Genomic DNA, 13,242 nt, shown 5'->3' with positions numbered 1-13,242 from the left:
CACTTCGCTTGAAAACGCTATAGAAAATTCTCGGGAGTTCAAGAATGCAGCGAACCAAAGCCCCCTTCCGCGCCGACGAGGTCGGTAGCCTCCTGCGCCCCGCCAAGATCAAGGAAGCCCGCGCCAGGCTCGAGAAGGGTGAGATCTCGGCCGACGATCTGCGCAAGATCGAGGACATGGAGATCGAGAAGGTCGTGCACAAGCAGGCCTCGGTCGGTCTGAAGCTCGCGACCGACGGCGAATTCCGCCGCTCCTGGTGGCATTTCGACTTCCTGGCCAAGCTCACGGGCTGCGAAATGTTTCACCCCGACACGGGCATCCAGTTCGCAGGCGTCGAGACGCGGCATGACGCGGTCCGGGTGATCGACAAGCTCGACTTCCCCGATGACCACCCGATGCTGGATCACTTCCGCTTCCTGAAGAAGTCCGCCGACCAGGCCCACGTCACCGCCAAGATGACGATCCCCTCGCCCGCCGTGCTGCACTTCCGTGGCGGTCGCAAGGCGATCTCCAAGGACGTCTATCCGGATCTCGACGCCTTCTACGAGGATCTCGGCAAGACCTACCGCAAGGCCGTGAAGGCGTTCTACGACGCCGGCTGCCGCTATCTGCAGTTCGACGACACCGTGTGGGCCTATCTCTGCTCGCCGGACGAATTGCAGAAGGCGCGCGAGCGCGGCGACAATCCGGAAGGCCTGCAGCAGATCTACGCGCGTATCATCAACTACGCGCTGGCCGAGAAGCCCGCGGACATGGTGGTGACCACGCATGTCTGTCGCGGCAATTTCCGCTCGACCTGGATTTCTTCGGGCGGCTACGAGCCGGTGGCCGAGACCATGCTGGCCGGCACCAATTACGACGGCTACTTCCTCGAATACGACAGCGACCGCGCGGGCGGCTTCGAGCCGCTGCGCTTCCTGCCCAAGGGCAACAAGGTCGTCGTGGTCGGCGTCATCACCTCGAAGTTCGGTGAGCTCGAGAAGAAGGACGACATCAAGCGTCGTCTGGAGGAAGCCTCGAAGTTCGCACCGCTGAAGCAGCTCGCGCTCTCGCCACAGTGCGGCTTCGCCTCGACGGAAGAGGGCAACATCCTCTCCGAGGAAGAGCAGTGGGCCAAGCTCAGCCTTGCGGTCGAGATCGCAAAGGAAGTGTGGGGGCAGTAGCCCACGCGGTCTGCCGTATGATTGACGAGTAGCTGGCGCCACATTCTCTCGGTGCCGTCAGCTATCCCGTTCGCATCATCGGCCCCAGCATCTCGTGGACATCATAGGTCATGACCGCGAGCAGGGCCGCGAGCGCAAGATACGCGCCGCCATATTCGAGCTTGGTCTGGAGCGGCACGCCGTAATAGGCGATATTCTCGGGCGCGTTCGGATCGTATCGCCACGCGCTAATCAGTTGCGGGGCCGCCAGGATCGCAACGATGAGCAGCATCGGGCTTGGCCGGTATAGCGTCAGCGCGACCAGGATCGGCACGCCAACGAACCAGATCCGCGGGCTGAGGACAGCCGTCACCCGGCCGCCGTCGAGCGGCGAGATCGGCAGCAGGTTGAACAGACTGAGGAACAGCCCGGCGTAGGAGATCGCGAGCAAGAGCCCGCTGTCTTCCGATCTCGCCCACAGGTACACCGCGAGCGCGGCGACCGTCCCGACAACCGGGCCTGCGATTGCGATATAGGCTTCCGTCTCCACGTCGACCGGCTTGTCCTTCAGTGCGATCCAGGCGCCGACGAACGGAATGAAGGCCGGCGCGCCCACGTCGAGGCCGCGTTGCCGCGCGGCAACGTAGTGGCCCATTTCGTGTGCGAACAGCAACGCAATGAAGCCCGCCGCATAACGCCAGCCCCATATTGACGCATAGACCGCCAGCGATAGCAGCATGCTGCCGCCGCTGGTGGCGAGCTTTCCCCATTTCAGGCCGGAGAACAGCAGCAGAAAGAGAGTCTTCATGCGGCGCCGCCGGCGGAATCGTCGCGCGGCTTACGGCGGAAGAATTTCACCACGCCTTTGCCGAACACGGCCGCACCGACGAAGATGACTTGGCGAATTTGAGCACGAAGGCGAGCAGCACGGCGAGCAGGCCGAGCTTCTTGGCGGCGACGCCGCCGACCAGCGCGAGCAGCCCGTATTCGGCGATCCGATCGGTCGAGGCGCTGAAGTCCTCGTAGCGCTTGCCGGATTGATAGGTGAGGTTGGCCAACAATTCATGGGCGGCGGACTTGTCGGTTGCGATCCTGGTCGAGTCCGACAGCAGGTTCAGGCTGAAATAGCCTTCGCGTCCCAAAGCATAGGTGTTGTAGTTGACGTCCTTGCGGACATCGTCTGCCGCGCCCTTGTCCTTGCCGAGCACCGACCATACCAGACGATGGGATGCGGCATCATAGTTCGGCGACTCGATCCAGCCGATCACTTCCATCTCGGGGAATCCGCGGGCCGCGCGATCCTTGTTGGATTCGTCGACACCCTCCTTGAGATTCTTCAGAAGGTCGTCGGGGTTCCAATCCTTGGCGGCGTCATCCTTGATGTAGCCTTCTTTGATGTAGGTGATCACGACCAGCCAGCGGTCGTTCTGCCTTGTGCCGAGCACGAGACCGACGAAATTCGGATTGTGAACCGTGTTGCCGAGCGCGCGCATCACACGCATGCCCTCTGCCTTCGGCACGAAGAAGTCGCCGGCCGGCAGTTTCAGCGTCGCCTGGTCGATCAACGGAAGGTCTGCGGGACCGGCGGTGCCGGCATTGCTAGCCGCTTGCCACGCGGCGGCCAGCTCTGCCTTGCGGGCCGCTTCGCTGGAAGGAGCCCCTTGGGAAAAGCAAGACTGCGTGCCCAAAATGGCAAGCAGGATCACGCCGACGGCGGCAACGAATTTTCTCACGCTATCCCCCAGCAACCAACCCACCGATAATCGGCGTTGCGGGTACTGTAAGATAACGATATGCGACAGAATAGAGCAGCCGCAGGTTGCGTTCGACTATCTCGTGAGCTGTTGCAATTTTGGCGCGTCGGCGTGCGGTGCGCCGGCTTCCTCACTTCTCCGCCAGATAGACCTCGCCCAGCAGCGACGAATTCGACCACGGCACCTGCTTGTTCTTCGTGCCCGAGACCACCTCGGCCCGTACCCGTGTCAGCATCTGCTGCACCTCCAGCCCCGGCGTGCCGAGATGGTGGGACAGCGCCGCGGAGAAGGGTGAGTTGGCACCCTCGCCATCGAGCGCCACCTGGCCCGGCGCGGTCGCGAATGCGATCAGCGTGCCGGCCCCTAACGTCGCGCCGGACCCGAGGCTCGACGGCGCGGCGAGACCTGATGCGCCCTCGATGGCGCGACTGCTGCCGGCGCTTGCGACCTGCTGCGCCATCGGATTGTTGCGGCAGGCATCGAAGATCAGAATGTTGGTACGAACCTGGTCGTCGAGGCCGGCCATGATCGTGTCCATGTCGATCATCGCCTCGGTCATGCCAGTACCCGGCTTGAGCTCGACATCGACGGGAATGAGGTAGTTGCGGCCGTCGACCTGCACGCCGTGACCGGCATAGTAGACGACCGCGACCTGCGCTCGTGCCGCATCACGCAAAAACTCGCGCGTCATTCTCTGCATCGCTGCGCGGTCGAGATCGACGCCCTCCGACACGATGAAGCCGATGTCGCGCAGGCTCTTCGCGACGGCGCGCGCGTCGTTGGGCGGGTTGGGCAGTGCCTTCACATGGGCATAGGCGCCGTTGCCGATCACGAGCGCCATGCGCTTGCCGGGCGTTGCGGGGGCAGGCGAAAGCGCAGGCGCGGCGTTAGCCTGCTGCTGCGTGGGCGTGGTCTGCTGTTGTCCTGACGGGGCGGGCGCATCGCGCGGGATCGGTGCGGTGGCGTCCGTCACCAGCGACAGCCGCACTTTTGCGGTGGCCTGATTGGCCTTGCTGCCGGCGTCCGAGGCCACGATCGCGAGCGAGGCGCTGTAGTCGTCTTTCGCCCGTGCGTAGTCGCCCTTGGCCTCATAGGCCAGCGCGCGATGGGTGTAGGCGGAGATCAGCACACTGTTCGGCGGCGTCATGATGTTGACCGGCGGCTTGTCCTTCGCGAGCCGGATCGCCTCGCTGCCGTCGGCGATGGCCCGGTCGAGATCGTTCTTCGCGCGCCAGATCGCGGTGCGGTTGATCAGCGGCTGCGGCAGCGTCGGATCGAGCCGGATCGCCTGGTTGATGTCGTTGAGCGCGCCGTCGAGATCGCCGAGCGCTTCCTTCGCGATGCCGCGGTTCTGGAACGAGAACGCCGATTTCGGATCGGCTTTGATCGACATGTCGTAATCGGCGATCGCCTTGGCGTAGTCGCCTTTGCCGCGCCACGCATTGCCGCGGTTATGGAAGATGGTGCCGCTCGGCGGCCCGAGCTTCAGCGCATCGTCGAAATCCGCGATCGCGATGTCGTAGTCGCCCTTGTCGTAATAGGCCGAGCCCCGCATGTTGTAGACCGCCTGGCTCGGCTGCAGCCGGATCGCCTCGGTGGTATCGGCTATGACACGGGCGTAGTCGCCCTTCTTGTTCCAGCCCACCGCGCGCCAGAAATAGACGGTCGCGAGCTGCTCGCCCTTGAAGACCTTCAGCGCGATGATCTTGCTGCAGGCCTCGACCATCTGGTCCGCCGGCGTGGTCTCGGTGGTGCAGAGCGGCCCGAGCTGGCTGCGCGATTGGGCGGAGCAAGGCGCCGACCATAGTGCGGCGGCGAGCAGGCAGAATGCCAAGAACAGGCGGCGCATGGGGCCTCGGATGCCGGCGACGTGACAGAAAAGGGGGCGTGCCCCTTTTGTCTCCCCTGAAGCACCCTCGGTTCAGATCCTGCGCTTGCGGATGCTGGCTTACTTCTTCGATTGGCGGGTGCGGACCTCGATGACGCCGCCAGCCATTTGGACTTCGAATCGTGACAGGAAGCTCATGCCGAGGAGACCGTCGACGCCGGCACCGAAGCTCTTGTCGTCCGTGGTCTGAATTGCCACGGGCACGTTGGTTGCCTCCAGCTTGCCGAGCGCAACCCTGTCGGCCCTGGAGAGCTTTGCCTTGCCTTGGCCGTTGGCCGTTACGAGCATAATCTCACTGGCGCCTGCGTCGGAGATTTTGGCGCGGCTGGCAAACGCGGCCTTTACGGACACGTAGCTCGCGCCGGTATCGAGGACGAACAGTCCGGAGACGCCGTTGATCGCAGCCTTCACCGTGACGACGTCCTTTCCCCCGCGCAGAGGGAAGCTTTCCTTGCGGGATCCGGTCGAAGCGACGCAGTTGCCCTGGCTCTCGTAGTCCGCGATGATTTTCCGCGTCTGGCTGGTATCGCGGGCGGCCGGATCGAGCGCGACCCATAAACTGATTGGCGCTGTTGCCTCGCAGAACTGTTTGAGAGCGGCATAGGCGCCTGCCATGCGCAGGAAGACACGGCTCGAGATCGATTTCTTGTCCGTGCCATAGAGCTCGATGGCATCGGAATAATCGGCCAGCGCGCGGCGGTAGTCTTGCACGCCTTCAAGCGCGACGCCCCGCAAGTAATGCGCGTCGTGATTGGTCGGTGCGCGCCGGATGAACTCGTCGGCAACCTCGACCGCTCGGGGATAATCCGTGAGCTTCAGATAGATGTTGATCGAGCGATGCAGTGCCGTGATCGGCGCGCCGCAATTCATGACGAATTTGTAGAGCCCGTCAGCGGCCTGTCGCCGGTAGCCGAGCTTGTCCAGCATCAGCGCGAGATCGCCGATGCTTTTCTGGTCGCACGGCTCGCGCTTCAGCTCTTCCAGACGCAGCCAGACAAATGGGTCGCGCGCCGCCGCCACGGGCAGGGCGCCGATCCTTTCATAGACCGATGCGAATAATTCGTCGGGGTTCTCGTCCAAGTAACCTGCACGCGCGCCGCCCGATACTGCCGCCAGAAGACAAGCGGCGAGCCAAATCACCCTGAACATATCCAGCCCCGAACTTCCCCGTTCGCCACCTATACCGATAAGTGTGGGTGCGGCCAAATGCACGATGGGGTGTATCCGGAGGGGAGTCCGGACCTGGAGCAATTCGAGAGGGTATTCCCTGAGTGGGCAGAAGCTGCTAGGAGACAGGTCCCAACTTTTCTGCCCACCGCCGTCCCACTCCATGAAAAACGACGAAATCCTGAGCCAAATCACCGAGTTCTGCCGCAAGGCGGACATGGCGGAATCGACGTTTGGCCGGCGCGCTGTGAACGATGGGAAGCTCGTGCACCGGCTGCGCGAGGGCAAGCGCATCACCATCGACACGCTGGATCGGATCCAGGCCTATATCGCTGCGTCGACGACGGGCGGCCTACCGCCGCCGCGGGGGCTCCAGGTGCCCCCGGAAAAGCGCGATCCGCGCGGCAATTTCCGCTTCTTCGAGAACCGGCAGAAATACCTGCTGTTCGTTCACACCTGCAGCGAGAAGCGGGTGGTTGCGGAGCGCGTCGCGCTGGAACTCGCCAGCATCCATCCGCGTCCCCCGGCGCTGCGCATTTTCGATGCCGGCGTCGGCGATGGTACGGTGCTGGCGCGGGTGCTGCGCGCCACGCACCAGCGCTACCCGCATATGCCGTTCTATGTGGCCGGCAAGGAGCTCAGCCTCGAGGATCTGCGGCTGACGCTGGAGAAGGTTCCGGACCGCATTTTCGAGCATCCGGCGTCGGTTTTCGTCTTCACCAACATGTTCTACTCGGAGGCGCCCTGGCTCACGCCGGCCTCGCCCGCGGCTGCCGCAGCCACGGTCTGGCATGAGGTCCCGCTGCGGGGCGCCTCATCGGGCGAATTCGAGCAGCAGATCGCCGAACTGCGGCCGTTCCTGGAGCAGAACTGGCGGGCCGCGATCAGCCCGCGCACGGCCATGCCGCTGTATGAGCGGCCGGTCGTGCTGGTGCTGTACCGCGAGGACCACCGGTTCCTGCTGGATTCGACCATTCCGCGGCCGGGGCAGACCGAGGCCAATTTCGACCTTGTCATCGCATCCCAGCCATACCGGGCGCTGTCCTCGGTCAATTTCCGGGCCAAGCGGATCATTGCACCGCTGGCTAAGGCCTTGCGGCCGGGCGGTCGCCTGATCGGTATTCACTCCCACGGTCACGATCCCGGCATGGAAATGATCCAGGCGATCTGGCCCGGAGAAAATCCTTTCTCGGTGAGCCGTCATGAGCTATTGCGCGCCGTCAAGTATGAGCTTGGCTCGTTGGGCCGCGACTTAAATTTTAATGCTTACGCGGATAACCGTTCGATCTTCAGGTATGATATGGAAGCGCTGCCCAACGAGGTGACGGGTACCATCGGAACCTCGACGGCCTTTGCAGCGTGGAATGCGGCGGTGTATGTCGCTCAGATTGAGGACGACCGGTTGACAGATATGACTCAAAACGGCCGCACTCTGGATGCCGCCAGGGATGTGCTGCGAAAGTACAACGGGCTCTGGTTTCTCGACGAATCCTACGTCATCTCGCGCCGGCGTGATTGACATAATCCAAGGGTAAACATCGCAAACTCCGCCTGAAGCGGCGGAACAAGGGGTTACTGATGCGCGCGTCCTATCTTTTCACCAGCGAGTCCGTGTCCGAAGGCCATCCGGACAAGGTCTGTGACCGGATTTCCGACGAAATCGTCGACCTGTTCTACCGGGAAGGGCCGAAGGCCGGCATCGACCCGTGGGCAATCCGCGCGGCCTGCGAGACGCTGGCCACCACCAACAAGGTGGTGATCGCCGGTGAGACCCGCGGTCCGTCGTCCGTCACCAACGAGCATATCGAGAGCGTCGTGCGCGACGCGATCAAGGACATCGGTTACGAGCAGGACGGCTTCCACTGGCAGAAGGCCGACATCGAGATCCTGCTGCATCCGCAGTCGGCCGACATCGCACAGGGCGTCGACGCGCTGCAGCCGGGCGAAGTCAAGGAAGAGGGCGCTGGCGACCAGGGCATCATGTTCGGTTACGCCACCAACGAGACGCCCGACCTGATGCCGGCGCCGATCTTCTACGCCCACAAGATCCTGCGTCTCATCTCCGAAGCTCGCCACTCCGGCAAGGAGAAGGTGCTCGGTCCGGACTCCAAGAGCCAGGTCACCGTGCAGTACGAGAACGGCAAGCCGGTCGGCGTGCGCGAGATCGTGGTGTCGCACCAGCATCTGGTCGAGGACATCTCGTCGAAGCAGATCCGTGACATCGTCGAGCCCTATGTGCGCGAGGCGCTGCCGAGAGACTGGATCTCGCCGAAGACCATCTGGCACATCAACCCGACCGGCAAGTTCTACATCGGCGGTCCCGATGGTGACTCCGGCCTGACTGGCCGCAAGATCATCGTCGACACCTACGGCGGTGCGGCGCCGCATGGCGGCGGCGCGTTCTCCGGCAAGGATCCGACCAAGGTCGACCGCTCTGCCGCTTACGCAGCGCGCTACGTCGCCAAGAACATCGTTGCGGCCGGCCTTGCCGACCGCTGCACGCTGCAGCTCGCCTACGCCATCGGCGTGGCGCGTCCGCTGTCGATCTACATCGACACCCATGGCACCGGTAAGGTGTCCGAGGATCAGCTCGAGAAGGCCGCCGCCAAGGCGATGGACCTCACCCCGCGCGGCATCCGCAGCCATCTCGATCTCAACCGCCCGATCTACGCGCGCACCTCGGCCTACGGCCATTTCGGCCGCACGCCGGACAACGAGGGTGGCTTCTCCTGGGAGAAGACCGATCTCGTCGAAGCGCTCAAGCGCGCGGTCTGATTTTTGTGCGTCATTCCGGGTTCGTACGCGACCCCGGAATCCTTAATCCTCACGTCGCGATTCCGGGGCCCCTCTTGGAGGCGTCCCGGAATGCCCGTTCAACCATAGGACACTCGCAATGAACGCGAAGCCCGGCTTCACCGATTACATCGTCAAAGACATCTCGCTCGCCGATTTCGGCCGCAAGGAACTCTCGCTGGCCGAGACCGAGATGCCCGGCCTGATGGCCACCCGCGAAGAGTACGGCCCGAAGCAGCCGCTGAAGGGCGCGCGCATCGCAGGCTCGCTGCACATGACGATCCAGACCGGCGTGCTGATCGAGACGCTGGCAGCGCTCGGCGCCGACATTCGCTGGGTCTCCTGCAACATCTATTCGACGCAGGACCACGCGGCCGCTGCGATCGCCGCCGCCGGCATTCCGGTGTTCGCGGTCAAGGGTGAGACGCTGACCGAATACTGGGACTACACCGCAAAACTGTTCGACTGGCACGGTGGCGGTCACCCGAACATGATCCTCGACGACGGCGGCGACGCCACCATGTACGTCCATCTCGGTCTGCGCGCCGAGAACGGCGACACTGCGTTCCTGGACAAGCCGGCTTCGGAAGAAGAGGAAGTCTTCTTCGCGCTTTTGAAGAGGCAGCTCAAGGAAAAGCCGAAGGGCTACTTCGCCGAGATCGCCAAGAGCATCAAGGGCGTCTCTGAGGAGACCACCACGGGCGTGCATCGTCTCTATGACATGCAGAAGGCCGGCACGCTGCTGTGGCCCGCCATCAACGTCAACGACAGCGTCACCAAGTCGAAGTTCGACAACCTCTATGGCTGCCGTGAATCGCTGGTCGACGGCATCCGCCGCGGCACCGACGTGATGATGTCGGGCAAGGTCGCGATGGTCGCGGGCTTCGGTGACGTCGGCAAGGGTTCGGCGGCATCGCTGCGTCAGGCCGGCTGCCGCGTGATGGTATCGGAAGTCGATCCGATCTGCGCGCTGCAGGCGTCGATGGAGGGTTACGAAGTCACCACCATGGAAGACGCCGCGCCCCGCGCCGATATCTTCGTCACCGCGACCGGCAACAAGGACATCATCACCATCGAGCACATGCGCGCGATGAAGGATCGTGCCATTGTCTGCAATATCGGTCACTTCGACAACGAGATCCAGATCGCGTCTCTGCGCAATCTGAAGTGGACCAACATCAAGCCGCAGGTCGACGAGATCGAGTTCCCCGACAAGCACCGTATCATCATGTTGTCGGAAGGCCGCCTCGTGAACCTCGGCAACGCGATGGGCCATCCGTCCTTCGTGATGTCGGCGTCCTTCACCAACCAGACGCTGGCGCAGATCGAGCTGTTCGCCAACAACAAGGACGGCAAGTACAAGAAGGAAGTCTACGTGCTGCCGAAGACCCTCGACGAGAAGGTCGCGCGCCTGCACCTCGCCAAGATCGGCGTCAAGCTCACCGAGCTGCGCAAGGACCAGGCCGACTATATCGGCGTGAAGCAGGAAGGTCCGTACAAGAGCGACCACTACCGGTACTGAGTTAAAAAAAGGCCCCGGAGCGATCCGGGGCCTTTTCCATGGCGGTCATGGTTGCGCGTACGGGGGGCGTTGAGTCTCGCGGCTTGTTAACCAGGCTCTAATGAGCCTTGTTGCATGTTCGGTCCGAACATGCGGCATACCAACTCATGACGTCAGCAGCTCAGCCGGCAAAGCCTCCTGCTCCGCAGCTGCGGGCGCCTGTCACGAAGCTGCTTAATCCGGAACGGCTCCGTCTCGTCGCGTATTGCTGGATAGTCATTGCGGCAATCACCGTCGTGGTCGATCTGGTTGCCCGGACCCGCGTGGGTCCGGCGGATGGCATTGGCGATCCGATCTGCGCGGACTTCATCAACTATTGGTCGGGCGCCTATCTGGCCCTGCATGGCCGCGCAGCCGGGGTCTACGACTTCGTCGCCTTCCATGATTTCGAGACCTCGTTGACCGGGTTTCAGATCGATTTCCATCACTATTCCTACCCGCCGGTTCTCCTGTTGCTCACCGCGCCGCTCGCGCTCCTTCCCTACGTGCCTGCGTTCTTCGTATGGCTCGTGTCGACCTGGTACGGCTTTTATCGCGCCCTGAAGCTCGCTGCAGGCGACAAGGCATTGGTGCTCTCGCTCGCGGCGCCGGCCGTGTTCGTCAACGTGTTGACCGGACAAAACGGTGCATTGACGGCAGCCCTCCTGGGTGGCGGGCTCCTGCTGGTCGACCGCCGGCCGGCAATGGCGGGAATTCTGTTTGGCCTGCTGATCTATAAACCACACCTCGCATTGATGCTGCCTGTTGCAATGATCGCGGGCCGGCGTTGGCGGGTGATCGGTGCGGCCGGCGCCACCGCGCTCCTGCTGATCGCGGCCAGCATTGTGATCTTCGGTCCCGCCGTCTGGGTGGAGTACCAGCACAATCTGTCGGTGCTGCGCACAGTGATCCTCGAGGATGGCGCCGGGGTCTGGCACCGCATGGTTTCGGTGTTCGTGTTGGTTCGGCGTCTGGGAGGCGGGGTCGAATTGTCCTACGCGCTGCAGACGGTCTGCGCGGTCGTGGCGGCTCTTGTCGTTGGTTGGAGTTGGCTGCGCAACGATCCTGCGCACATTCGCAACGCCCTGGTCCTCGTCGGGACCTGCCTCGCCACGCCCTATCTGCAGGACTACGACCTCGTGTTCGGAGCATTCGTGGTCGTGTGGCTCAAGAACGCTCAGCAGGATTCGCAAATCGGCGCTCAATGGTTCGATGCCGGGGCGGCGATGGTGCTGCTGCTACCCTTGGTGGCCGCCTCGCTGGCCAGCTTCACCGGGCTGGCCCTTGGGCCGTTGTTCCTGATTTTGCCATTTGTGCTGCTCTGCGCTGTCGCGGCGGAGCAGCGTCGAGCGTCCTTCTCCGTCATGGTCGGTTGACTGGCCCCTGCAACGGTCGGACAATCCCTCCCGGCGGAGGAAACCATGCAACAAGAACATTTCGACGTGCTGATCGTCGGTGCCGGCCTGTCCGGCATCGGCGCGGGCTATCACTTGCAGAGCAAGTGCCCCGGCAAGAGCTACGTCATCCTGGAGGGGCGAGACTGTATCGGCGGCACCTGGGACCTGTTTCGCTATCCCGGCATTCGCTCCGACAGCGACATGTTCACGCTCGGCTATTCCTTCAAGCCTTGGACCGATCCGAAGGCGATCGCGGACGGGCCGCAGATCCTCAACTATGTGCGGGAGACCGCGGCCGAGAACGGCATCGAGAAGCACATCCGCTTCCGCCATCGCGTCAAGCGCGCGGCGTGGTCGACGCCGGAGGCGCGCTGGACCGTCGAGGTCGAGCGTATCACGGGAGAGGGTGAGACCGAGCTCGTGCGCTTCACCTGCAATTTCCTGTTCATGTGCTCGGGCTATTACAAATACGAGGCGGGCTATACGCCGGAGTTCAATGGCGCGGCTGATTTCGCCGGCTGCATCGTGCATCCGCAGAAATGGAGCGAGGACATCGACTACGCAGGCAAGCGCGTCGTCGTGATCGGCTCGGGTGCGACCGCGGTGACGCTTGTGCCGGAACTCGCCAAGAAAGCGGCGCAGGTCACCATGCTGCAGCGGTCGCCGACCTATGTGGTGTCGCGTCCGGCACAGGATCCGGTCGCCAACAAGCTCCGCCGCAATTTGCCGACGCGGCTGGCCTATCACGTCATCCGCTGGCGCAATGTGATGTGGGGGATGTTCTTCTTCCAGCTCAGCCGGCGGCGGCCGGACAAGGTGAAGAACCTGATCCTCGGTGGCGTGCGGATGGCGCTCGGGCCGGACTACGACATCGCCACGCATTTCACGCCGCGCTACAACCCCTGGGACCAGCGGCTCTGCCTCGTGCCCGACGGCGATCTGTTCAAGGCGATCCGCGAAAAGCGCGCCGCCGTGGTCACCAATGAGATCGACAGCTTTACCCGCGACGGCATCCGCCTGAAGGACGGCAGTGAGCTTGCGGCCGACATCATCGTGACGGCGACGGGCCTGGTGCTCCAGGTCGTCGGCGGCCTCGAGATCAGTGTCGACGGCCGTGCCGTCGATTTCGCCAACACGCTGACCTACAAGGGCATGATGTATGCCGACGTGCCCAACATGGCGTCGGCCTTCGGCTACACCAACGCGTCCTGGACGCTGAAATGCGATCTCACCTGCGAATATGTCTGCCGTCTCATCAACTACATGGACCGGCATAATTTCCGGCAAGCCGTGCCGCACAATGACGACCCCGAGATCACCGCGCAGCCGTCGCTCGATTTCACCTCGGGCTATGTGCAGCGCTCGGTCGCAAAAATGCCGAAGCAGGGCTCGAAGCAGCCGTGGCGGCTGTACCAGAACTACGCCCTCGACATCGTCTCGTTGCGCTTCGGCCGGATCGACGACGGCGTGATGCGCTATTCCTGATCTTGCCACGTATGATACCGGAGTAGTCTCACGTTCGCTTGAGACGAATCACGACTTGCGGTAGTATTTTTTTGCG

At 63.1% G+C, this 13,242-nt stretch carries 10 protein-coding genes; 6 read left to right on the top strand and 4 right to left on the bottom strand.

Annotated features, from left to right (window positions below; translation table 11 throughout):
- The first annotated feature begins 44 nt into the window (after positions 1-44).
- Positions 45-1,163: a cobalamin-independent methionine synthase II family protein gene (locus V1280_RS14455; protein ID WP_334524854.1), complete on the top strand. Its 1,119-nt coding sequence runs from the start codon at positions 45-47 to the stop codon at positions 1,161-1,163.
- A gap of 61 nt (positions 1,164-1,224) precedes the next feature.
- On the opposite strand, the gene V1280_RS14450 is transcribed toward V1280_RS14455, so the two are convergent.
- The 4 genes from V1280_RS14450 to V1280_RS14435 all read right to left on the bottom strand — a co-directional run bounded on the left by V1280_RS14450 (position 1,225) and on the right by V1280_RS14435 (position 6,170).
- Positions 1,225-1,950: a site-2 protease family protein gene (locus V1280_RS14450; RefSeq protein ID WP_334524851.1), complete on the bottom strand. Its 726-nt coding sequence runs from the start codon at positions 1,948-1,950 to the stop codon at positions 1,225-1,227.
- 46 nt (positions 1,951-1,996) lie between these two features.
- A complete protein-coding gene (locus tag V1280_RS14445) occupies positions 1,997-2,875 on the bottom strand; it encodes a DUF2167 domain-containing protein (RefSeq protein WP_334524848.1) in 879 nt (292 codons plus the stop codon).
- 151 nt (positions 2,876-3,026) lie between these two features.
- On the bottom strand, positions 3,027-4,745 hold the full coding sequence (locus V1280_RS14440) for a caspase family protein (protein ID WP_334524845.1): 1,719 nt from the start codon (positions 4,743-4,745) through the stop codon (positions 3,027-3,029).
- Between the two features lie 99 nt (positions 4,746-4,844).
- Complete coding sequence (locus tag V1280_RS14435; RefSeq protein WP_334524842.1) at positions 4,845-6,170, bottom strand: retroviral-like aspartic protease family protein; 1,326 nt, start codon at positions 6,168-6,170, stop codon at positions 4,845-4,847.
- Between V1280_RS14435 and V1280_RS14430 the strand changes: the two genes are divergently transcribed.
- From V1280_RS14430 to V1280_RS14410, 5 genes are all read left to right on the top strand, one after another.
- Positions 6,115-7,470 (top strand): hypothetical protein, encoded by a 1,356-nt coding sequence (locus tag V1280_RS14430; protein ID WP_334524839.1) that lies wholly within the window; start codon positions 6,115-6,117, stop codon positions 7,468-7,470. The two genes, V1280_RS14435 and V1280_RS14430, sit on opposite strands and share 56 nt — an antisense overlap.
- Before the next feature lie 59 nt (positions 7,471-7,529).
- Complete coding sequence (gene metK, locus V1280_RS14425) at positions 7,530-8,726, top strand: methionine adenosyltransferase (RefSeq protein ID WP_334524837.1); 1,197 nt, start codon at positions 7,530-7,532, stop codon at positions 8,724-8,726.
- 118 nt (positions 8,727-8,844) lie between these two features.
- A complete protein-coding gene (gene ahcY / locus V1280_RS14420) occupies positions 8,845-10,266 on the top strand; it encodes an adenosylhomocysteinase (protein ID WP_334524835.1) in 1,422 nt (473 codons plus the stop codon).
- Positions 10,267-10,412: 146 nt separating this feature from the next.
- Positions 10,413-11,660, top strand: a complete 1,248-nt coding sequence (locus tag V1280_RS14415) for a glycosyltransferase family 87 protein (RefSeq protein WP_334524833.1) — start codon at positions 10,413-10,415, stop codon at positions 11,658-11,660.
- Between the two features lie 45 nt (positions 11,661-11,705).
- Positions 11,706-13,166, top strand: a complete 1,461-nt coding sequence (locus tag V1280_RS14410; protein WP_334524830.1) for a flavin-containing monooxygenase — start codon at positions 11,706-11,708, stop codon at positions 13,164-13,166.
- Positions 13,167-13,242: the final 76 nt, after the last annotated feature.

The organism is Bradyrhizobium sp. AZCC 2230, from assembly GCF_036924495.1.
GTDB lineage: Bacteria > Pseudomonadota > Alphaproteobacteria > Rhizobiales > Xanthobacteraceae > Bradyrhizobium > Bradyrhizobium rifense.
Note: the sequence above shows the minus strand (reverse complement) of the source record. Positions and strands in the feature narration are given on the sequence as shown.